The organism is Halomonas sp. 111, assembly GCF_052379685.1.
GTDB lineage: Bacteria > Pseudomonadota > Gammaproteobacteria > Pseudomonadales > Halomonadaceae > Vreelandella > Vreelandella citrativorans.
In genome coordinates, this window is sequence record NZ_JBQSYV010000009.1 from 138,021 (window position 1) to 157,545 (window position 19,525).

Below are 19,525 nucleotides of genomic sequence, written 5' to 3' on the forward strand. Positions count from 1 at the left end.
TTACTCTGTTCGCGGATGAGGTCTGACAACATAACCTTCTGCAGGGGAGTTATCCGGAGACAAATCGTTAAACGGTTTATCCGACAACGTTACTTTGTCGAAGAAACCATCGATAGCTTCAGAAATATCCAGCTCGTTAAGGCCCTGAGGGAAAGTACCCACCAGGGCCTTACGTTTGCATAGCATCTTGTAAAGCTCCTGATAGGAAGTTCGGGCATCGGCCGGCAGCTTGATCATGTCCTGCATATTGCAGAGGTTTTGGGTAGCTTCGAAAAAGCTCATGATAGATAGCTTAACGGGCACCGAACGTTCTTCGCAGTGGGCAGTATGGAGTTGCATAGGTCTATCCTCTTAATATGCCCTCTCTAGGCTGCGAACAACCAAAGGTTGTGTCGCTGCCTAGATCAAGCGATTAAAGCCGCTGAATGCGGCTCTGAAAGGTTTACGGGCTATGTCCGATAAGGGGCAGAAACCCAGAGTAGGCGCCAGCTATGCCGCAAGTGTTTGAGTGAGGTCCGACCGTAAGGCCTGGATTACTTCGTACACCAAATCCGCAAGATAACCGGCTGTTCGGCCGTTCGTCTCGCTTAAGCTGGCGTCACTGTGGATACCGCCAACGGAGACGCTGTTGAGAAGACTGCCTGTATGGCGGCAGAATGCTGTTACCGTCAATGAGTAGATACATCCCTCACCTCTAGCAAAATTGCGCAAGGTATCAATCGACAGAGAAGTGTCCCAATTATCTATAGCATCCAGGTCACCACATAACTGCGCACGAAACCGTACGTTAGTCGTGGTCCGCTCCCAGACTGTTCGTGCCTCAGAAGTACCAGCCTCACTGATCGCGTAGCCTTCACGTTCAAGCTGGCGCGACGTGGTTTTGATATCTTCCTCCAGCCAGTCCATGAACTGCTCCCATAAAGGCTCACCGTGTTTCAAAGCACGCAGCGTCCCATCGAAAGCATCCTCGTCTTCAAACTCCTCAATGAGCTCCCCCACCGTTTTGGCATCGTGAGATAACTCCATCGAATTGAAGTGGTTGTAATGGTGGGAACCGATTCGCGCAATCGTTAGATCCGCCGTGTCCCAATTCTGATAGACCTCAAGGAACTGTTTGAGCAGTCCTCCTCGTTGGCGGGAGCGTAAGCGCTGATAGATGGGCATGTCGGATGACTCTACGCCGGCGAACCGACATATGAGTTTATCCAGATCGTTGCCTTCCAGAGTCCCATAAAACGCGAGACCGTCGCCTTGGCAGTAGGATAAGCTGTAGTGAACATCAAGCTCACTGCTATACCCCATTTCTTCCAACCGGTGCTGGAAATAAGTCTGTAGTGCAGTCATAAGCCACCTTTACTAAAAAGGCGGACTACCCCCAGACGGGAGTTAGGCCGCCAAAGGGATCGCGACAAGCGCGTGTAGAAAAGCCGTTACTTACGGAGTTCGGCGATAAGTGCAGAGTAAGCTTCTTTATTCAGCAGACGCTGGCGTTTATCCAAGTCTTCCTGGGTAAAGCCATCAGAGTCCTGTGCCTTGAAGGTTTCTATATCCGTCATACCTTCATAAAGAATGTACTCGATGTCCTCCCATAGTGTTTCTGGCAGGGTCACCGTCCGGTTAGTCACAGCGCCAGCATAAGCCGGTACTTGATAGAAGCCTTCTTCAGCCTGTTCAAGCAATTGATCAGAATCGGTAGTTTGAGAGGTTGCTTTGATTGACATGATTTGTCTCCATAGGTCATAGGTGAGGCGATCACCCCATAGGGATTAGCCTCAGAAAATCGAGATGAGACCAATCGCAAAGCCCAACAGTCCCAGGCCGGCTCCGAGGAGGCCTAGCTGGATGCTGAGTCGAATTGAAAGGTCAGGGAAGGTCGCGAGCCAACGAATTACTTCGAGGCGTCGCGCTCGTCGAACAACGATATTACCGGGTTGATTGATCCGTAGCCCGAGGGCATCAATCCCATCGTAGTCCAGACCAACTACATCCTTACAAAGGCCTTTAACACCCCCTCCGCCCATGGCGTAACGGATGATCCAGGCATGGTTATCGGTATTCGTGATGCATAACGCTTCGCGTCGAAAAAACCGAGTGCGATCCTGTCGTTTCGAGTCGATGTAATGGTTATGCAATCGCGCTATGCCCAGCTGCAATCCGGAATCGGCTGCGGGTAGCTGGACGACACGCTCAACATTGAGCATTGCAAACTCCTCATTAGGAAGCTAACAACTGAGCCTCTTCCATGGCGTTGAGCAGATCATCTGCCCGCGCCTTGGGAACGGCACCAACATAGATAACATCAGCACCAGATTGGCTTTTGGAAAGAAACTCCGGGAGCAAGGGCAACCACTTTGCACGTTTGAAACAAAACTTGGTGTCTTGTTTAAGCGTACACATTTCATCGTGGGTCACGATCACTTCGCCAGGGCCTCGGACGTCGAGTCGTTGGGTTGTGCCATAAGCTATCAGCACTTTCTTTGCGGCAAGATCAAGATCAAGCACGTAGCCAGGACGATATTTCGGACCAGGTCGGTTCGGATATTCGTCCTCTGGCCACCACACGAGCAATATTCCGCCCACTAGGGCGGATAATGGGCTGTTGGCCATATAGTCCACCCAAGTGTCTATAGGATGAGAGGAACTACTAGGCCGCTAATGCACCATTGCGGACCAGAAGATCTTGCATGGATGTGCCGAGCGAGCCAGGCTCACCGTGTTCTGGCGCATGCTGGCGCATCCCTTCACTGATGAAGCGATGAACCAGCTGCTCAGCCGTGATCCCTAAACGAGAGGCATGTTCGTTCAACCGTTTCGGCATAGTTGCCTTAGGGTGAAAAAACAGCTCTAACGTAGGTTTCTGAGGGCTTTGGCGCCGAAGTGTTACGGCAGATATAGATGTCATGGGGATGTCTCCAAAGTAACGGGACACCCCCCATACGGGAGTGTGGCCCGTCGGGGTAGGAACTGCGATATGCAGGTTGAGAATACTGATTAATTTGCGTGGCCAGTGCTACCACGACGATCGCTAATGCGATTGAAGGTTGAATATACCACGTCATTGAGAGGTTGCCAGCCCCCCGCCGCCAAACACTCAGTGTTCACGGGTGCTATCAGGGCCTGCCAGCGAGCTTGCAACTGGTAGTCATCAATGCAGTTATCAAGGTTAATGCATCGCTTGCACCGGGTAGCCGGCCCCCGCCTGGCATTCATCCAGTTCGATCATTTCTGAGGTAGAATTAGAGCGCCAGCATACCAGGAGCATAGGAGAGCGTACCGGCGCAGTCGGCTCTGAATAATACACATGACCCAGCCCCAGCATCAGATCCCCTACGGCCTCAAGGACGGCCGTTGTTACCATATCAGCGAGATCCAGGCATCCGCCCGCGGACTAGATTGCGGTTGTACGTGCCCTGCCTGTGGCCACCCACTCATCGCGCGAATGGGCGCTAAGAACCGTCATCACTTTGCGCACCATCGACAAAGTGACTGCGCCTATGCGGCAGAAACCGGTATCCACTACCGCGCAAAGGAGATCCTGAAAGCTCGCTTGGCCTTGCGACTACCCGAGAAAATGGTCAGCGTCGTACGCCAGTACCAGCACAAACAAGTCAGCGCTGAACACCGAATTGTTGAAGAAGGCATGAAGGTACGATTCGATCGTGTCGACCTCGAAGCCAGTGAGGCAGGGTTTCGTCCCGATGCCACCGGCTACCTTCAACACCGCCGGCTATTCATCGAAATACGGGTTACACACGCGGTTGATGATCAGAAGCGGCTCAGGATCGGCCAGAGTGGTACGTCCTGCCTGGAGATCAATCTAGGGGGAATCGACCGCTTCGCCACGCCGGCTGAAATTGAGTCGGCCATGAATGACACCAGAAACAGCTCCTGGATTTTTCATGGACGTGAGAGCGGGTTGCAGCAAAAGCTACATCATGATCTTGAAAGCGAGTATCAGGCGCTTGTCAGGGAGCTGGAGAAAGCTCAGCGGGAGCTGCAAAGGGAGCAGGCCCGCAAGGACCGGTTCAAATCACGGCTTACGGAGCTGGCCAGTCATATCAGCCATCGCCTGGCCGAGAGCCCGGTCATCCTTGGTCACCTCGCCCCAAAGGACGTACGTGCTTCTTTGACGCATTTTGACGAGACAATCAATACCGCCTTCTTTGAGCTACACACACAAACTACCGGGTTTAAGGAAACTGTAGCCATTGCATGGGGCTATAAGCAGGCACCCCGGAAGGTACATCGTGAGCTTCGACTTGAAAAGCTCCCCTACTGCACCTTCGATTTGGCACCCGTGCTGACCAGACCGCCGTCGATCGACGAATTTTTGATGGACGTCGTGGCGCCAGCGTTGGGTAAACCAGCGACTTGGCACTACCCACTCGGCTGGATGCGGCAGCTCGAACGAGATAGACGAGAAAAGCAGCGGCGTGAACAGGCAGAGCGGGACCGAATTGCCCACGAACGTCGCGTTGAGGGCGCTCGCCAAAGCCGTTTGAAAGCGGTCGCCATTAAGCATGAAGAACTTGATGGTATTGAGAAGCGACTTAACGCACTGGTGATCGAAACACGTCGTCGTGCAGAAGAGATTGAACTAGCGCGAGGCCTTAGTGATCTTTCCGTACAGCAACGCTGGGCGAGTTTGACGCGCAGTGCTGATATCAGCGTTGAAGCCTTCAAACATATAACGCCCGCTCAACTCGACAGCGATTTACAGCCCTTATGGTTCCCCTATCACCATGAGTGGGCCTACGCTGTACATCTGGATTACATTAAAGCCAGGCTGCTCGATGAAGTGATTGAACAGACACAACATGATTGCACTATCTCAATCCGACAGATTAGGACAATCCACCTTGGTATACTTGCCTCACTCGCCCCCCGCCCAAGCTACCTGGTTAACGGCGCGTCATCAGTGGCTCTTTCGTGGCATGAGCTTGCCGAGGGGGTTCATGATCTGTCCCAAAGTTGTTTATGGCTTGATGATGACAACCAGAGCGTGAGCAATCGCGTGCACCAGATTCGTAAGAAAATGGTCCCTTTCCGAGGGGCTGACAACATGGACATCATGCCTGGTGACCACCAGGTCCAAAGTGAGTTTCTCGCTCTATGGTGCCAGGACCTGCAGCAAGCTGGCATATTGTTGGCGCAACCGCGCCAGCGCGAAAACGATGTTCAGCGCTTCCTATACGGTGGCTTTGGTCGCGAGTTACACCCCTAGCCTGACCTGGATAGATTACTTGGGTCGTACTGACTTGGTCGGATCGGCACATACCCGAAGGATATCTCCCCACCCCAGCTTCACGGTGGGATTGCTTTCCGCACAGATCCTTCTGGTTATCTCCGCACACGTAAAGGCAAATGCCGGCCCTATCCAGAGGTGGGGCAGGTTCATGAACAAGGCCAGCGCGAAGATGACGATGGCGAGAGCCAACAGACCGACCAAACGGCGATACCAAACTCGCGCACGAGCGGCGCTCATGCCTTGAGGGCTTTTATCTTCAGTGCAGGAAATATGTTCCGAGCCGGATTTTTCTTCGATCATGCACTACTCACAATTCTGCCTGTCATTATCAGCAATTGATGTGACATAAGTTATTTTGCATCAATTGCTTACGCTATGGTTTTCAGAATATAAAGCGATAAAAAAACTAGAATTTGCAGCGACTGTCCAGCGAAACTTTAGAAATTGGTGCGACGAAGGCACCAGTAGCCTTTTCCTATCAGTTTGTTCTATTAGCTTCTTAGCTTCAGCCAACCCGTGCCGTATCCATCACGGAGAAATCGACCGGCGCTTGATCACCATATGACTCGATGACCGTGCCATCGGCCTGGACATCGACATAGTGCACTCGGCGCATGCCGGTGGCTCTCGCGCAGTAGAGCACGGATACGGACTTGCCGGCATACTCGCGCCGGAGTGTCTCCTGGAGGGCGGCGATGCTCGGGCACTCACGGTCGTTACCGAACTCTCGTATCTGGTACATCACACTACCTCCTCCGGTTGTCGCAGCATTTAAAAACCTCGCAACCATTACTGAAAATGACACAGCCACGTTGGAAGATACGAGAGCGCCATCTAATAGCTCTCCCAATCGATGATATAGGTAACAATAGGCCAGCCGGCATCAAGTGCTGCCTTTCTTGCTTCTATCTCAGCCTCTAATTTAGAGACTTTAAGACTTTCGTGGACAAACTTTTCATCGGCGGCTAACTGCTTTTTCCGGACACAGAGGGTTACTTTGTGGTTGGGCTTTGGCTTCGAGCGCCACGGTTTCTTTTTATCTTTACACTGTGTCGATGGTGCCTTTTTATCGGACGGTAAACTTTTGGCCTTAAATATTTGTTCGGAATTTGTTGAATGGCTTTTCGTAAATCTATCGATATCAGCCTGGAGGGTTTTCTCGAAATCTTCATGCAGTGACATGTTAAATTCTCGGGTTCATGTTGGGATTGAAGAGATAGACTGCGTGTGAACACGATCGCCCAATCCCAAACATAACGGTGAAGTCTCAAAAGCAGCGTTACGATACAATAGCCCGGATACGAGGGTAAAGGCACGGCTTGCCATGCACATGTGATGGTTACCGGATCGGCTTGTTAGACATACCCAAGTAGCAACCTGCCCCGGCCTGCTTGGGCTGCTCACCTTCCAATGAAACGTTAGCGACCGCTGCGTAGAAATCGGAGAGATCGCTGGCCCAACCGCTTAAGACATGCCCCAAAAGCTGTTTTTGAGTTTCCAAATCTACTTCGCGTGACCACACGGACACGCCAGCTATGTAGTGACCGGCAATTGGCAGGTGGGTGATGCTATCTCGCCGAAAAAAATCCTTTCCGCCACGTGGGGTTCTATCGCCCGTAAATAGAGCAACAGCTGAAGGGTTGCCTGCTTGAAATTTATGCCAATGTATTAATTGAGTGGGACTGTTCTGATTGTCGGGTATGCAGGCGACAATCATGCCTTTGTCGTTTTCAGACTGTACGTAGTGCTTCTGCGCATGCAATGAAATAGTGCCACTTTGAGACAAAGCGGCCGTGACGCGATGTACAAAGGGCTCAGGGGTGGTGAGGTTATTCATTAGGGTCTTCGGCCGATTGCGCAGGGTTACTCTTGAGCGATTGTTGCTTCTCTTTCTTACGCTGCCGAGCCATGGCTAGCCTTTCATGGTTCGCCTCATTGTATCGCATGCCTTTAAGGCTCACTTCCTCACCGGAGGTGATCGTTATCTTAATCATAGATACCGGAGCCGGCGTATCGTCATCAAACCTTTTCTCCAAGAGTAGAACTTGCTGAACAACGCAACGCTTATTGTAATTAACCGCAAAAGATTTAGCTGCAGAGGATATCCGAGCAACACTCAGTTGGGTGCGACCATCCTCGTCTCGTGCAGGTACGTACAAGCCGAAGGTGCCAACAGGACTTTTGGGCAGATCTTTGAGGGGAACAGATTCAAGTTCTATGTGTTTGCTTCTTGACGGTGTCATATTACCAATCCTGAAAACGGTTGCTGACTCTATTATACCCGTCAAGGGTATAGACCCTAATTAATGGCGAGCCGAGAAGCTGGCTAGGGGAATGGCACACGTTGCATATTCGCCCCCCAGTTTCAGGCAAAAAAAACGCCCCACTAGGAGGCGTTATAGAACTGATTGTGTTGAATCCAGTAGTGGTTAACCTAGACGGATCAGACAGGGTTGATGATGGGCTGTCGCTTGAGCGCAGAAAGTACTTCGGTCTCTCCGTTCTCATGCAAAGCCTTAGCCAAGAGCTGACGCGCGCGCCCTCTACCAGATGATTTACGAGTCGAGTAATGCCTTGATCGTTTGTCACTGGATGTAGCGAGCACAACTCCAGTGGCGACATCGATTAGCCAGGTTTGACCATAGCCTATGAATGTCGCGAGAAGTCTTTGTTCATCACCAACAAAGTCCTTGAAGGTGTGAGCGGTAACAACCCTAGTCGTGTCACCGAAGAGAACCGTAATTTTCATACGTTCCTCCTACGATGCAACGGCGAGGGAGCTGCCGGCAGCAATCGGCGAAGTCGCAAAACAGCTTGGCTGTGGGGGAGTACGGTGCTGTAACCCGTCAAAGAACCCAGCCCGATAAATCCGCTCCAGGGGAGTGGCATGGAGAGCAGCCGGGATACAGGTGTAAGGTGAGGAGGATACAACGCCAGCAGCGAATGCTTCGTTATGCACGTCGCTCTGTAATTGCTCCCACAGGGTATCGACCGTTGAGTCCTGTTCAAGCATTGTGAGTGCCTGAAGATGGCTCAGGGTCTGATTTACACGAGCGTTGAGATTGAAACGTGATGTCATGGTAGTGCTCCAATTAAGAACGAGCACTACCCCCTGACGGGAGAAAGTGCCCGTAGGGGTATGCCGGCAAGCCGGTTAGTGGAACTGACCCGTGTGCAGGCCTGGTTTCAAGGTAGGACCGATAGGTACCTGTAGATCGGGTGTCAGGTCGTTATGACCTTCTCCCAATATCCGCGGTAGGTTTCGGATACTTCATCCTCACCGGACCCAGTAGTGACCCGATAGCGCTGGAAGAGCTCGCCTTCGCGGTACCCGTCCTGGATCATCGAGAAGATACGTTCATGAGCAAGTTGTTCAAGGTCCTCAACATGATCTTCATGAACCTCTTGCCCCGATACGGTCTGGATTTGATAGCGAACCTCGAAGCTACGTTTCATGAAGAAACCTCCGATTGTTGGTTATGAAATTCGCATGGTTTCAACCACGTGTCAGGGTCTTTGTAATAAACGAATCTACTAAGGTAGATATCGTTCTTTACACCGCACATGCGATAAATACCCTCTTCAACGGGCTCTGAAGATATGAAGTACTCCATACCATCATCGTTGCCCATGCGAAGAACCGGCAACATGCCGAGGTAATCGTGATAGTCAACGCAGTCGATCACTTGAGCAGGCACATCGAAATACGTCTTGCGGTAATACTTCAAGAGCAGTGCTTGATAGCCGGCTTCGTCCAGTACGGTTAGATGCTGCTTATCTTGGTCAGGTCCAAGCTCAATGTACTCGGCCAAAGTGAGGTTGCGATCGGCGCCAGGGGAATGGTGCCGGGTGTATAACACTAGCCCATCTTTAACAAGGGAAACGGGTATGCCCGTGAAATTCACAGGATCAACGAGATAGCCATTAGCAGAAATCATGGTGGTGCTCCAGAAAGTCGAGGCACCTTCCCCAAAGGGGTAAGGGGCCCCAAGGGGTAGAAGGCTACAGCGCCGTTGCGCGACGTTTAGCCAAGATAAAGAATCCGACACGGGCGATGCATCTTAGTAAGACACATCAGTAAGCGAAGGATGAGTTAGGTTTGTGACTAGTAGAGAGCTGTAGTCATCGACTACAGTGATGGCCTCATAGGGTCAAAGGCAACCGCTCAGAGGTAAGGAAAATGCTGATCAGGTGTCGTGGCCAGCGCTACCACGTCAGTACGCTCAAGAGCGAATGAGGGCCCAATATAGCATGTTCAAAAGGCGATTCCACCCTTGCTTTTGTACTCTTGGAGATTCGGGTGAGGCGGGCTTACTTTTCGGGAGCTGGGCCACCTGGCGTAACAGCAAACGACCCATCACCCTCTTCTAATTAACATCACTAAGCGTTTGTTGGGGCTCGTCTACTGTTGCCCAGTAGATACAAGATGGGCATGAACAAGGTCTTTAAGCTTAAGCGGCTTAGAAGCATTCGCGATGATCTTGTCATAGGCGACGATATCACCCTTTAGTTTCACGGCATCTTCGCGAAATGATCGTATATCATGGTCAGTCGCCTGGTTCTCCTGCATAGAGATCAGCTGTTGCGCTGCCTCCTCCCTAATTAAAAACCACCGTAGCACAATGCAAGAAATGACCATGAGTAGGGATAACGCCAAGACAATGTAGAGCACGGGCAGCGGTATAGCCTCGGGCAGCTCATAATAAAGCGTGAGGGTTATTAAAGCCGGTAATAGGCCTAACCCCGCCATGCGTGTTACACGTGCCTTCTGTTCTTTAAGATGACGAATTTCTTTGGAATCGGTAGTATCCATCATCCGCTTTTCTAATATCCGATATTCTACTCCATGTACCTTTTGGCAAGCAGCTTCTAGTGCATCCAGCAGGTTTTGGCTGTTCGGAGATTCCAGCTTTGAAGTTTCTTCAAGGTAGGCTTCTAAGACATCTACTTCAGATGCTCGTTGTTCAAAGTGGTTTTTTGTTTCCTCATCGGGATTAAAAAGGCGCTTCTCAAAGTTACTCCACTCTTTATTAATTTTTTTTGCCAAGACAAGCTTAGTGATTGTAGCTAGAACGGCTACCACAAATATAATAATGGCTAGAGTATTAAAATTGAAGAAGTACAGAACCAAGGAAAGAATGAAGCATAGGTCTCTAAGAATAGAAATTCTTTTAGAGGCAACATGTAGTAAAAGCATATAGTACCTATTCGTATCTACTTAGGAGGTTATGAGAAAATAAGTTATATTGGGTTAATAGCTAACGGTTAGCACGTCAAAAAACAATTTAGCTGTTAGCAACATACCGACGATGACAAGCACTGGAAGAACAATCGGCATCTTCGAGTGTTCCCCTGCGTTTTCTACCTTATTCATACCGGCAAGGGCAATCCATCCAGTTAGAGCCAATGAATACACAGCCGTTACCAGGTCAATTGCTAGCTTCTTATCAACTGTATAGAAAAGGATTGCGGCCACGAGGATGGCAAAACCAAGAACTTTAAAAAAGAAAAACTTCAAGATATCTAGCATTCATCACCTTTTATTTAATCGTGTAGTCTGTAAGTCGTCTTAAAATTTGTGCCTGAGTTAGTTACTCGCATAGGGTTTTATTCTCACCCATCACAGCACTGCCCATGGCGGTGGTAGATGCTTCACAGGCTGTGCCGGGTGCTCGTTTGGCTGAACCTCACCTCTATCTCAATGCACATGAGCTGTCCATCCCATTCAGCCTCCATAAGCCTCAAAGCCGCCCTCCACTTGCCGTACGATCATCGTCAGATAGGGCTCATTCTAATTGATTCGCCCAGTCATCCCTAATTTATTCGGGATCGTCAACAGCATTATTAGAGCAATTGGAAGCCGGCTCCACGTAATAGTGGAGGTTAACGAACACTGGGTGATATCGCTCACAAAAAAACCCCGGAGCCGAATGGCTCAGGGGTTTTTATCAAACTGCTTATCTTTCAAGCTTTTTTTTCGTAATGAACGTGCTTATCTTTATGACGCGCCCAAAGATAACAAGCTCCGAAGAGGGCTAACGCAGAAACCAAGATACCTACTGGTAGTACAATTTCCGCCGAAAAAGGCATAGCTTATTCTCCCCTATCATTGTACGACTTACGTTTAGCATAGGCTTTGTAGGCCACAAAAGCAAAAATCAGGCTAACAGTCATCATCAAGCCTGCAACAAGCAAGGATGAACCACCCACATGTTGGGATACCGCCGTTAGAAAGGTTGCAATCGCAAGATCAATTGCCAAATCAGTTATACCAATTAGCATAGCTATTGTATAACGATTGGCGACCTCCCTTTCACGAAGACGTTTAGTTTCCAAGCGAACAATATTCGCAAAAGCTATTGTCATCATGACGAATCCCAAAACCACAAGCATGTAAAGCACAGGGTTTAACTTATGGAGCAAGGATGTTACTAATCCAACGATAAGCATTCCTTGACCCAGAACACCCATCTTACTAAGTACTTTATTCATAATTACCTCCGTTTTTGTTGTAAGCGAAGGCAATTTCCCCAAGAGGGCATGATTGCCCCCGCAGGGTTATAACATCGGTGGAATTACCGATGTTGTATAGAAGATTAAAAGTTGAGTCAGCCTTTAATCATCCTGTTCAGCGAATAGCTCTGACTATTCCGGGAAAATAGGGAGAGCATCCAAGTACTCACCGTCAGCATCGAATAACACCCAGGGGTAACCAGCATTGCCGGCTATCTCAAGCGCCTCTCGTAAACGTGGCAATGGACACTCACTGATCTGGGTATAAAATAGGTAGCCTTCATCACGCCTGGCACCAATCACCCATTCTTCTTTAGTTAAGAATGCCTGCTTTATTTGATCGATCTCAGTCATGGGTAAATGCCCTGTACTGGCTACAACCATTTCTTCGACGGGAAGGCCTCCAGTGGGCATAAAGTAGAAGGTTTTCCGATGGAGCGTAGGTTCACCGACTACCTTAGCCACAAGCTCTTCCGGTACATACGGTGTCGGGTAAAGTGTCGCCTCCTCCTCCGTTCGCAGCTCAATCCCTTGCGCGCTGATAAACAACGCGGTCACTGTTTCACGGTGAATGGCAGCTTGGCGCATTAATGCGTAAACCGTACCGATCATAGGATGGGTTGTTTCGCCCAGCAGCGCCTTTTGGCAGTACTTGGCTGAAACATCCTCTCCCTGGTAATCAGCAACAACACCACGAAACTTGCATCCCTTACAAACGCAGAGTGAATTATCATCCCACTCATGTTCAAAGGTCTCCTCCACGCCGTCGTCATAAACAACCGCGCGACACGTAACAACAATTTCAAACGCTTGATGATCGCCACAGGACGGACATTTGAAGTCGCTTAGGGAGTTACTGGGTAGTGTCATCATTGTTTCCTCGTGTGATATAGGCCGAATGGCGCTATTGAGCGATCCGTTTCCCGCTACGGGAAAGGAACGCAGTAATAAGCTCGGTGAGCAGATGGTCTAGCAGTTAAGCCGGACTAGTCAGCGACCCAGACCCAAGCCTGCACGTAGCACCCTGCATCTTCGCCACGGCTTACCAGGGCATTATCGTCAATCTCTATTTCCCCATCACTGTGATGAAGCTGTTGAGCCTTTTTGATTGCTGCAATATCCAACTCCGAAAGATCTTCTTCGGAGTTATCATTCTTTGCGTCGTCATTTTCGAACATAAAGTTCTCCTTATTGGTAAAGCTCGCCTATCGCGAAATGAGATCTCATCCGGGTGCGACGACAGTCGCGTACGCTTAGGCTGCCTGGTCGGAAGGCAGACGCTGGATCGATAAGCTTAGCTTTAAGCTCAGGAAATCAGCCTCTTCACGCTTGCGTTTTGCAGAAGCATCACAGTCATTACGCATATCTTCAGCCGCTTCGCGATGAAGTGACTGAATTTTTTGCTGCGTCTTTGACCATTCCAGGGCAGTCATGCACGGCTTGCACCACTCCCCTTTTTCATACAGCGCGATGACACCACCACCAGGGGCAGTGATACTGATGTAAAGGGGGTAGAAAAGTCCGTCATGCTCTTCGTGCTGACTGTACTCTCTACTGAGTTTTCTAAACTCGCGATAACTTACATCACGAATCTCATGGAACTCTGCATAGTCGGGCACTGCCACGTGTTTAAGAGCACATGTCTCGTAATACGCCAGGCCAGGGGCATGATCGTACATATCGTTCAAGCGCCAGCCATGTATGGTGGCGTTAACATCCACCATCGGCTCAACGTCTTTCCCTGTAATTTCATGAAAGATTTTTGCGCACTGAACCCGAATATCGCGTTTAAGCGTTTTCAGGAAAGCGCGATCTTCACTTGTCAGGGAATCGTAATGCTGGGCCTCAAGAGACTCATAATCAGTTAAGTTCATCATTGTTTGCTCCTTCGGAAAGGAGTCCACCCCAAGGGAGTGGACCCTTAGGGTGGTAGTGGGGAATCGTTAACCGACAGTGGGGGTAACGGTTGCACTGGTGGCTACCGGTGCGTACTGCAACACAAAGTCCTTACGACACTCCAGGCACTGCCGAGTATGCTCAATGAACAACGTCTCGGCATTTAGCTTAGGTGCATCGTCAGACGCTTTGTGCTTATTTGCGCCGCAATGCGGGCACAAGTTCGGCAGCGTTGATAGTTCCTTCGCAAGAATGACCTGACGCGCTATCGTTGTGACATCAGAATCACCCGGCAGGGCTTTTTGCTGTGCTACGAAACGCACGAGCCGATCGCCAACAGGGATCACTACATCCTTCGTGTAGTCACCGGCAAACTCTTCTATTGAAGAGATACTGGCGAAAGTCTTTGCTACCGCATCGGAAGTATCAACCAGTGTTTCTACCAGGTCAGCTTCAGACATGTTGTACTTGCTGCTAGCAACATATAGAGCACTATCCCAGCAGGTTGATTGCATGGCACCAATCGTGAGGTAGGCACCTGTTACTTGAGAGGAAATAGGCTTAGTCATGGGACGTTCCTTGGCAATGCCAAAGACACGTATCCCGCAAAGCGGGAACGTGCCCGCTTGGCGAGTTTAGAAAAAATACTGGTTGTTTTACGTGGTCAGATCTACCACGTCAGATCGCTATAGAGCGAATGAGGCTAGAATATACCACAGAGGAACTTGTATGCCACCTGCAAGGGTTACTGTCGAACATCATACGGCATCACCCGTGACGAACATCTTCAGCATAAGTGGTTTCTATAGGCAGCGGAGTCATGCAAAGATAGCCATCCATTTGAATCATTGCTATCTGTGCCACCTGTGCACGTTGTAGCGCATGGACTAGTCGTACAATAGCCCCATAAGAAGATTTTATATCAGCTCTTATGAAGAATTGGATTCGTTGATTGCTATGAGTATCGTAGAGCGCCTGACGAGTCACTTCAGGAAGCCGGAGTCTCTCTGTTTCTGAATCCCATCGAGAATAGTAATAGTTATCTTCAAGGTCTACAGTTAAGGTGATGACGTGTCCCATCATATCATCAGGGCTTGGCAGGCATTCGTCTATGTGTTGCGCCTCCGCCATTCGAAGCCCGACTGTAAGAATGATTAGGCTTATTGCTGGTAAAATTTTCAACACTGATATGTACCTTTTACTTGACCATCGCTTAACGAAGGCACTCAGGCATGTACTTAAATACACGTCCGAAGTCTTTGCTGTGCATTTGCTGACGTTTGGGCCTCAGCGGTCAGTTGGCGTTGCATCCTGCTTTGATGGGCAACACAAATAGCGTAACAAACACCGCCGTACCCGCGCTTAAAGCAACGACCCATGCGCCTGCTATATATTTACCCATCGGCGTGAACTACCTTGCTGCAGCATCGAGCAGATAAAAGTCTACTCAAATGCTCAGCATCATTGGCTGCATCTACACAGTCGCGAGTTATCGCTTGTTCTAAGCTTTGGCGAAACCAAAAACTGGTCACAGGGCAAGCTAGCACCTCTGCAATATCATCGGTTTCATCATTCATAAAGCTGCTGCATCGTGCAGCTAAAAGATTACTCAAATGCTCAGCGTCGTTAGCTGCGTCTACACAGTCGCGGGTTAGCGCTTGCTCTAAGCTTTGGCGAAGCCAAAAACTGGTCGTAGGGCAGACTAGTGCTGCTGTAATTTCATCGGTTTCATCGTTCATAAAACCTCCTCAGCTGAGGCGTCGTAAAGGAATTGAGCTGGTAGCCAAGCCAATGACTACCCGAATATCGTGTCGCTCATCGCATGTTTCTGCTGGTCCCGGCCTGATAGTTTTGCATTCATCCCTGCGCATCATATGCCGTCTTGGAAAACGCTCTTAAAACTGGGATTCATCTTGAACCCAGGCTCATCTTGAAAAAGTAAGGCCCCGCCGGCAACGTACTCTGCCATACACTCAGTCGTCACCCAATGGCGGTTCAGGGATTGAGCTGCTTTGCCGGTCATTCCTCGGCCTCCGCAACTATCAGCTACCAAATCCCCCTCTTCTGTCAAAAATGAGATCAAGAACTCCGGTAAACGATGCGGCATGCCTGCGCCGTGAGTCGGCAGGCCGTGTTCGATACATTGTTGGCGATGTTTACGCCCTACGGGACAGGAATGGCCCATCTGAAGCACATTTTTGGGTATAGCGCCCGGCGTTGCGGTGGCGTAGGCACCGGGGGTGATTCGATAGGCACCATCGCCATAATTGGTGTAGCGCTGCTCTCCGCCTTGAGCAATTAAGCGCTGCTGGCGCTGGGAGTGCGGCGCCAATACTCGTCGGTTATCGGCTTTGCAGCGTAAGGGGTCTTTGGCGAACCACAAAACGGGCTCCCAGCCAACGTTAAGTTGCTGACGTGTGCCAGAGGCATAGCGGATAGGTCCAGGTGGTTTGGAAGAATTTACCCACGGTATACGATCCATGAGCGAGAGCCCCAGCTGATCTTCCAGTGCAATTACCACACGCTCAATATATGTCGATCGCGCAGGCGACTGTGGCATAAAAATATCTTGGCTAAGGTTAAGAACCACACTGCCTTCAGGTGCCAAGCGCTCCACAATGGGTGCCAATATTTCCAGAAGAAAGCCGACCATTTCAGAAGGCGCCGGGTTGCCGTACCGCCGCGCCGATGCGAGCGGGTACGGTGGTGATGTCAGCGCCAGCATGATGGGCTCATTGCTTGGCCACTGGCCGAACACATCCTGGCCGTACCCCCATATTGCGACGCCGGTATCTGTGCTAAATGCGACCAATGACATCGGCCGACGAATCGGGTGCAGGCCTCGCTTTGCCTGATCGGTCAACTCCCATACCCCTCGCTTTCCCTGGGTTCGCTTAAGGAGTCCCATATCGCGTAACGTCTGCTGATGCCACCGCAAACGGCGTTTGTAGACATTACGTGCCGCCCCGGACGTGCCAATAGGCTGGCACTCCTGGGTTTGTTGAGCTGTGAGGCTAGCGCGTTGGGCGACCGCACGATATAGATATTGATTATCAACTGGTCTGTCCGCAGCTCGATATGCATTCAGGGTTTCTGCAAGCAAATCATATTGCTGGGGTTGTTGTGGTTTGGTCATAGCGACTTTTTCAATTAGTGAGGTTTCCTAATAGGGTAACGAAAAGAACAGATTCACCTAATTAATTCCCATCTACGGCGCAAAAAAAACCGGCCCCTTAAGTAAGGGGCCGGTAAGCGGTAATACGACGTTATGCCGCGTCAAACATGTCCATCATACCGCGGTCATTACATTGGTCTTTCTGTAACGACGCCAGTATCAGATCATGTTCTTTGGCTGAAATAGCCCCCGACTGAAGGACCTCTTGAACGTTGGTCGGCCACGAATGAAACGCTAAGCGTTCAAAGTAGTGCTTGCGCCGCGCCAGCGAATCAAATATTGAAGCTTTACCCTTTGGGAGTTTCACGATGCCCTGATCTAAATAGACGCGGGCACTATCGACTCCTGGATAAAACGCTGCTGCCAGGTAACGGTCTTCATCAAACGCATCAACAAACAGCATTGCCTCCATCGCATCAATCGTGAGCTCATCAGCTTCCTCGAAAAAGACGCTTTTGGTGGGTTGGCCGGTATATCGGTTTTGAATCGTTCGTGACGCCAGCGCTCCAAATGAGTCAACTCGATCAAACGGGGTTAGGCCCATTTCATAAGCTGGCCCTTTGCCGTCCGGGATTGGATACCACACCATCGGCGGAACGCTCTGTTTCTCGACAGGCGCTACGTCTGGAATGGGGTAACGCTTACCCATCACACGCACTTCGTACCAGACTTTCAACGCAGGGAATGCCGTTGGAAAGCCATACGATAGCGACCATGCGAAATCAATTGCTATTAGCTGACGCGGAGTGATGAACTGAAACGTGCGCCCAGAAAGCACATCCTGAGCTTCCGAAGTCGCAGCCGGCAATTCACCATTGGCCCGTGCTCCATCATGCTCAATCGCACGCTCCTCTTCTTCAATGTCCAGCGTCAACAGGTACCTAAGCAAATCGAGTCTCATTTCAGCTGAGTAGTTAGTCGGTGCTACACCGATATACCCTGCGTCGCTGACCTTCCTGCCAAGATTTTCACGTCGAGACATATCCCATCGTGTATTGAGCAAGAATTGACGTAGCCGATTAACGCCTGCCAAGTGGCCATGCGTTTCAGGTGCCGAACTAATCATCGCTTCCATGCTCCGATCGTTACTTCCCGTAGCAAGACACAAGGAGCATCCAAAGCGTGCCTGGCACGGTGATCTCTGGGTCTGCTCACCCGCTAGCAGGCCACAAACACCCTCATTCCCATCACGATAAAGCTCGAAGGTCCAGGAGAAGTCTCGGCAAAACGTCGGGTATAGAGCATCCCTCCGTCGATCAGCCGCAAGTAACAGGCTCCAAACATCACCCACTTCCCAATCTGCAATTGGGGCGAAGGTGAAATGCCCGCCGGGCTGCTGAACAAGGCTGGATTCGTTCTCGCCACGTTCAACCATGCGTTTCTCTCGATCAGCACTTTCGGCATATCGAGTACCAATCAGCACGACTAGATTACCCGGAGACTGCTGGCGCGAAACGAGCTGCTTGATTGCTTTCTGCTGCGGACGCAACTTCCAGTCAATCGAACATGACCGGGAAGCACCAGCAAACACAGGCAGCTGTCCACGGCCGATCGTTGAGTATGCAAAACTCGATGCTATAGAGGGTTCTACTTCAACGACGGTGACCGGAAGGCCCTGGCGTTGGCAGTAAGAATCGAGTTCAGCGTTCATAGCCTCGGTATAGACAGACATCGCGGGGTTTTCGATTCCTGTGTTGGAATTCGTGACGTAATGGTGCGTAGTCACTTCTCCGGCCGCCTGGCAGCGCCTGAGAGCTTCCAGAAATAACACCAGGACAGTCAGCGAGTCTTTACCATAGCTCTCGGCGACACCCAAGGTGTAATTCTGCTGTATCAGCGCCTGTATGCGTTGGATGACGGCTTCCGCCTTGTGATGGATCGCTGCATGGCGCGTTGCTGCATTTGCCGAAACGGTAGTTAAGGTTGCATTCATCATGGTTTCTCTCATTGGAAAAGAGCCCCGCTGCCGGACGGCATGAGGGCTCAATAAGTGGCAATGGCCACAAAGGATTAAAAGTATGGCCAGGCTTAAGTATTGGGTTGGACAAGCCGGCGACATGCTACACGGGAGGAACTATCACACCTGAGGAGACTGTTTTAGCAATCTCTCCGGAGCGGTCCCGTTGTAATCGACCATCAAGCCATGATCACCTTCGACCAACATTAGCGACAGCATAAGGGCGCTCTGGTACGTGAGGTGGCTCATATAAGAGGCCTCTCGGGCCTTATGGGTGAACTCTCTCATCAAGTACTCAACATTGGCCCGCTCAGCTGGGTTCTTCACAGGTTTGACCCACTGAATAGCACTAGCCTGATCCGTCAGGTAGCCACCCAGTAGATACTGCCCGTGTCGATAGAGACGTACGGCCTTCAGTTCGCAATACGCCAGACGTTTGCCGATTTTCACCTGCTCTTGGACCCAAGCCAGTGAGGGTTTCTTGAGCAGTCCGAGTATTTCACTGGCCGAACTTACCTGGCCTGCTTGATATCGAACAGGGTAATGGGTTGAGGTTCCCGAATAGGAGCATTCGGCAACGACTTCAGCATCACAGTAAAGGTCAAATTGCATGGATTTCTCCTTGGGGTTGGACCGTGGGCCGGCCTCCCCGAAGGAAGGACGGCCCACCATGTGGGTAATAGGAGCATTCGGCAACGACTTCAGCATCACAGTAAAGGTCAAATTGCATGGATTT

General features: G+C 50.5%; 28 protein-coding genes. 1 reads left to right on the forward strand and 27 read right to left on the reverse strand.

The features are described from left to right. The 6 genes from ACT3T7_RS08890 to ACT3T7_RS08915 form a co-directional block, all read right to left on the reverse strand. Complete coding sequence (locus tag ACT3T7_RS08890; protein WP_444630776.1) at window positions 1-339, reverse strand: hypothetical protein; 339 nt, start codon at window positions 337-339, stop codon at window positions 1-3. Between the two features lie 150 nt (window positions 340-489). Continuing rightward, window positions 490-1,344, reverse strand: coding sequence for a hypothetical protein (locus ACT3T7_RS08895; RefSeq protein ID WP_444630777.1), 855 nt, complete (start codon window positions 1,342-1,344; stop codon window positions 490-492). An 86-nt stretch (window positions 1,345-1,430) separates the two neighbouring features. Then, window positions 1,431-1,721, reverse strand: coding sequence for a hypothetical protein (locus tag ACT3T7_RS08900; protein WP_444630778.1), 291 nt, complete (start codon window positions 1,719-1,721; stop codon window positions 1,431-1,433). Window positions 1,722-1,772: 51 nt separating this feature from the next. After that, window positions 1,773-2,201, reverse strand: a complete 429-nt coding sequence (locus ACT3T7_RS08905; RefSeq protein ID WP_444630779.1) for a hypothetical protein — start codon at window positions 2,199-2,201, stop codon at window positions 1,773-1,775. Window positions 2,202-2,214: 13 nt separating this feature from the next. Further along, window positions 2,215-2,607, reverse strand: a complete 393-nt coding sequence (locus ACT3T7_RS08910; RefSeq protein ID WP_444630780.1) for a hypothetical protein — start codon at window positions 2,605-2,607, stop codon at window positions 2,215-2,217. A 37-nt stretch (window positions 2,608-2,644) separates the two neighbouring features. Beyond that, complete coding sequence (locus ACT3T7_RS08915; protein WP_444630781.1) at window positions 2,645-2,902, reverse strand: hypothetical protein; 258 nt, start codon at window positions 2,900-2,902, stop codon at window positions 2,645-2,647. 399 nt (window positions 2,903-3,301) lie between these two features. Between ACT3T7_RS08915 and ACT3T7_RS08920 the strand changes: the two genes are divergently transcribed. Further along, window positions 3,302-5,224 carry a competence protein CoiA family protein gene (locus tag ACT3T7_RS08920; protein WP_444630782.1) on the forward strand — a complete coding sequence of 641 codons (1,923 nt, stop codon included), beginning with the start codon at window positions 3,302-3,304 and terminating at the stop codon, window positions 5,222-5,224. A 15-nt stretch (window positions 5,225-5,239) separates the two neighbouring features. Here ACT3T7_RS08920 and ACT3T7_RS08925 read toward each other — a convergent pair whose 3' ends face one another. The 21 genes from ACT3T7_RS08925 to ACT3T7_RS09025 all read right to left on the reverse strand — a co-directional run. Continuing rightward, window positions 5,240-5,548, reverse strand: coding sequence for a hypothetical protein (locus ACT3T7_RS08925; RefSeq protein ID WP_444630783.1), 309 nt, complete (start codon window positions 5,546-5,548; stop codon window positions 5,240-5,242). Between the two features lie 205 nt (window positions 5,549-5,753). Continuing rightward, window positions 5,754-5,990 carry a hypothetical protein gene (locus tag ACT3T7_RS08930; RefSeq protein ID WP_444630784.1) on the reverse strand — a complete coding sequence of 79 codons (237 nt, stop codon included), beginning with the start codon at window positions 5,988-5,990 and terminating at the stop codon, window positions 5,754-5,756. A gap of 92 nt (window positions 5,991-6,082) precedes the next feature. Continuing rightward, window positions 6,083-6,430, reverse strand: coding sequence for a hypothetical protein (locus ACT3T7_RS08935; RefSeq protein WP_444630785.1), 348 nt, complete (start codon window positions 6,428-6,430; stop codon window positions 6,083-6,085). Between the two features lie 157 nt (window positions 6,431-6,587). Next, window positions 6,588-7,085: a hypothetical protein gene (locus ACT3T7_RS08940; protein ID WP_444630786.1), complete on the reverse strand. Its 498-nt coding sequence runs from the start codon at window positions 7,083-7,085 to the stop codon at window positions 6,588-6,590. Then, complete coding sequence (locus tag ACT3T7_RS08945; RefSeq protein ID WP_444630787.1) at window positions 7,078-7,491, reverse strand: hypothetical protein; 414 nt, start codon at window positions 7,489-7,491, stop codon at window positions 7,078-7,080. Before ACT3T7_RS08945 ends, ACT3T7_RS08940 begins: the two co-directional genes overlap by 8 nt. 200 nt (window positions 7,492-7,691) lie before the next feature. Then, window positions 7,692-7,997, reverse strand: coding sequence for a hypothetical protein (locus ACT3T7_RS08950; RefSeq protein ID WP_444630788.1), 306 nt, complete (start codon window positions 7,995-7,997; stop codon window positions 7,692-7,694). Between the two features lie 9 nt (window positions 7,998-8,006). Beyond that, window positions 8,007-8,327 (reverse strand): hypothetical protein, encoded by a 321-nt coding sequence (locus tag ACT3T7_RS08955; protein ID WP_444630789.1) that lies wholly within the window; start codon window positions 8,325-8,327, stop codon window positions 8,007-8,009. Between the two features lie 143 nt (window positions 8,328-8,470). Then, window positions 8,471-8,704, reverse strand: a complete 234-nt coding sequence (locus ACT3T7_RS08960; RefSeq protein WP_444630790.1) for a hypothetical protein — start codon at window positions 8,702-8,704, stop codon at window positions 8,471-8,473. Further along, window positions 8,701-9,186 (reverse strand): hypothetical protein, encoded by a 486-nt coding sequence (locus ACT3T7_RS08965; protein ID WP_444630791.1) that lies wholly within the window; start codon window positions 9,184-9,186, stop codon window positions 8,701-8,703. Before ACT3T7_RS08965 ends, ACT3T7_RS08960 begins: the two co-directional genes overlap by 4 nt. 464 nt (window positions 9,187-9,650) lie before the next feature. Further along, window positions 9,651-10,445 (reverse strand): hypothetical protein, encoded by a 795-nt coding sequence (locus ACT3T7_RS08970; RefSeq protein ID WP_444630792.1) that lies wholly within the window; start codon window positions 10,443-10,445, stop codon window positions 9,651-9,653. A gap of 54 nt (window positions 10,446-10,499) precedes the next feature. Then, complete coding sequence (locus ACT3T7_RS08975) at window positions 10,500-10,778, reverse strand: hypothetical protein (protein ID WP_444630793.1); 279 nt, start codon at window positions 10,776-10,778, stop codon at window positions 10,500-10,502. Between the two features lie 563 nt (window positions 10,779-11,341). Then, window positions 11,342-11,740 carry a hypothetical protein gene (locus tag ACT3T7_RS08980; protein WP_444630795.1) on the reverse strand — a complete coding sequence of 133 codons (399 nt, stop codon included), beginning with the start codon at window positions 11,738-11,740 and terminating at the stop codon, window positions 11,342-11,344. Window positions 11,741-11,893: 153 nt separating this feature from the next. Continuing rightward, a complete protein-coding gene (locus ACT3T7_RS08985; protein ID WP_444630796.1) occupies window positions 11,894-12,634 on the reverse strand; it encodes a DUF5983 family protein in 741 nt (246 codons plus the stop codon). Between the two features lie 113 nt (window positions 12,635-12,747). After that, on the reverse strand, window positions 12,748-12,939 hold the full coding sequence (locus ACT3T7_RS08990; RefSeq protein ID WP_444630797.1) for a hypothetical protein: 192 nt from the start codon (window positions 12,937-12,939) through the stop codon (window positions 12,748-12,750). A 75-nt stretch (window positions 12,940-13,014) separates the two neighbouring features. After that, window positions 13,015-13,638: a hypothetical protein gene (locus tag ACT3T7_RS08995; RefSeq protein WP_444630798.1), complete on the reverse strand. Its 624-nt coding sequence runs from the start codon at window positions 13,636-13,638 to the stop codon at window positions 13,015-13,017. 66 nt (window positions 13,639-13,704) lie between these two features. Then, window positions 13,705-14,226 carry a hypothetical protein gene (locus tag ACT3T7_RS09000; RefSeq protein ID WP_444630799.1) on the reverse strand — a complete coding sequence of 174 codons (522 nt, stop codon included), beginning with the start codon at window positions 14,224-14,226 and terminating at the stop codon, window positions 13,705-13,707. 199 nt (window positions 14,227-14,425) lie between these two features. Further along, entirely contained in the window at window positions 14,426-14,842 is a 417-nt protein-coding gene (locus tag ACT3T7_RS09005) for an ExbD/TolR family protein (protein WP_444630800.1), read from the reverse strand. Between the two features lie 209 nt (window positions 14,843-15,051). After that, window positions 15,052-15,396, reverse strand: a complete 345-nt coding sequence (locus tag ACT3T7_RS09010; RefSeq protein ID WP_444630801.1) for a hypothetical protein — start codon at window positions 15,394-15,396, stop codon at window positions 15,052-15,054. A gap of 131 nt (window positions 15,397-15,527) precedes the next feature. Beyond that, window positions 15,528-16,793 carry a DNA methyltransferase gene (locus ACT3T7_RS09015; RefSeq protein ID WP_444630802.1) on the reverse strand — a complete coding sequence of 422 codons (1,266 nt, stop codon included), beginning with the start codon at window positions 16,791-16,793 and terminating at the stop codon, window positions 15,528-15,530. Window positions 16,794-16,923: 130 nt separating this feature from the next. Further along, a complete protein-coding gene (locus ACT3T7_RS09020) occupies window positions 16,924-18,768 on the reverse strand; it encodes a phosphoadenosine phosphosulfate reductase domain-containing protein (protein WP_444630803.1) in 1,845 nt (614 codons plus the stop codon). A 141-nt stretch (window positions 18,769-18,909) separates the two neighbouring features. Next, window positions 18,910-19,525 (reverse strand): hypothetical protein (locus tag ACT3T7_RS09025; protein ID WP_444630804.1); only part of this gene is annotated, 616 nt, incomplete at its 5' end.

Excerpts from the sequence above, each read along its gene's own strand:
- ACT3T7_RS08915 (WP_444630781.1), bottom strand. The coding sequence starts at position 2,902 with ATGACATCTATATCTGCCGTAACACTTCGGCGCCAAAGCCCTCAGAAA.
- ACT3T7_RS08910 (WP_444630780.1), bottom strand. The coding sequence starts at position 2,607 with ATGGCCAACAGCCCATTATCCGCCCTAGTGGGCGGAATATTGCTCGTG.
- ACT3T7_RS08965 (WP_444630791.1), bottom strand. The coding sequence starts at position 9,186 with ATGATTTCTGCTAATGGCTATCTCGTTGATCCTGTGAATTTCACGGGC.
- ACT3T7_RS08940 (WP_444630786.1), bottom strand. The coding sequence starts at position 7,085 with ATGAATAACCTCACCACCCCTGAGCCCTTTGTACATCGCGTCACGGCC.
- ACT3T7_RS08950 (WP_444630788.1), bottom strand. The coding sequence starts at position 7,997 with ATGAAAATTACGGTTCTCTTCGGTGACACGACTAGGGTTGTTACCGCT.
- ACT3T7_RS08970 (WP_444630792.1), bottom strand. The coding sequence starts at position 10,445 with ATGCTTTTACTACATGTTGCCTCTAAAAGAATTTCTATTCTTAGAGAC.
- ACT3T7_RS09015 (WP_444630802.1), bottom strand. The coding sequence starts at position 16,793 with ATGACCAAACCACAACAACCCCAGCAATATGATTTGCTTGCAGAAACC.
- ACT3T7_RS08900 (WP_444630778.1), bottom strand. The coding sequence starts at position 1,721 with ATGTCAATCAAAGCAACCTCTCAAACTACCGATTCTGATCAATTGCTT.
- ACT3T7_RS08895 (WP_444630777.1), bottom strand. The coding sequence starts at position 1,344 with ATGACTGCACTACAGACTTATTTCCAGCACCGGTTGGAAGAAATGGGG.
- ACT3T7_RS08960 (WP_444630790.1), bottom strand. The coding sequence starts at position 8,704 with ATGAAACGTAGCTTCGAGGTTCGCTATCAAATCCAGACCGTATCGGGG.
- ACT3T7_RS08890 (WP_444630776.1), bottom strand. The coding sequence starts at position 339 with ATGCAACTCCATACTGCCCACTGCGAAGAACGTTCGGTGCCCGTTAAG.
- ACT3T7_RS08935 (WP_444630785.1), bottom strand. The coding sequence starts at position 6,430 with ATGTCACTGCATGAAGATTTCGAGAAAACCCTCCAGGCTGATATCGAT.
- ACT3T7_RS08955 (WP_444630789.1), bottom strand. The coding sequence starts at position 8,327 with ATGACATCACGTTTCAATCTCAACGCTCGTGTAAATCAGACCCTGAGC.
- ACT3T7_RS08905 (WP_444630779.1), bottom strand. The coding sequence starts at position 2,201 with ATGCTCAATGTTGAGCGTGTCGTCCAGCTACCCGCAGCCGATTCCGGA.
- ACT3T7_RS08990 (WP_444630797.1), bottom strand. The coding sequence starts at position 12,939 with ATGTTCGAAAATGACGACGCAAAGAATGATAACTCCGAAGAAGATCTT.
- ACT3T7_RS09000 (WP_444630799.1), bottom strand. The coding sequence starts at position 14,226 with ATGACTAAGCCTATTTCCTCTCAAGTAACAGGTGCCTACCTCACGATT.
- ACT3T7_RS08975 (WP_444630793.1), bottom strand. The coding sequence starts at position 10,778 with ATGCTAGATATCTTGAAGTTTTTCTTTTTTAAAGTTCTTGGTTTTGCC.
- ACT3T7_RS08920 (WP_444630782.1), top strand. The coding sequence starts at position 3,302 with ATGACCCAGCCCCAGCATCAGATCCCCTACGGCCTCAAGGACGGCCGT.
- ACT3T7_RS08985 (WP_444630796.1), bottom strand. The coding sequence starts at position 12,634 with ATGATGACACTACCCAGTAACTCCCTAAGCGACTTCAAATGTCCGTCC.
- ACT3T7_RS08930 (WP_444630784.1), bottom strand. The coding sequence starts at position 5,990 with ATGTACCAGATACGAGAGTTCGGTAACGACCGTGAGTGCCCGAGCATC.
- ACT3T7_RS08925 (WP_444630783.1), bottom strand. The coding sequence starts at position 5,548 with ATGATCGAAGAAAAATCCGGCTCGGAACATATTTCCTGCACTGAAGAT.
- ACT3T7_RS08995 (WP_444630798.1), bottom strand. The coding sequence starts at position 13,638 with ATGATGAACTTAACTGATTATGAGTCTCTTGAGGCCCAGCATTACGAT.
- ACT3T7_RS09020 (WP_444630803.1), bottom strand. The coding sequence starts at position 18,768 with ATGATGAATGCAACCTTAACTACCGTTTCGGCAAATGCAGCAACGCGC.
- ACT3T7_RS08945 (WP_444630787.1), bottom strand. The coding sequence starts at position 7,491 with ATGACACCGTCAAGAAGCAAACACATAGAACTTGAATCTGTTCCCCTC.
- ACT3T7_RS09010 (WP_444630801.1), bottom strand. The coding sequence starts at position 15,396 with ATGAACGATGAAACCGATGAAATTACAGCAGCACTAGTCTGCCCTACG.
- ACT3T7_RS08980 (WP_444630795.1), bottom strand. The coding sequence starts at position 11,740 with ATGAATAAAGTACTTAGTAAGATGGGTGTTCTGGGTCAAGGAATGCTT.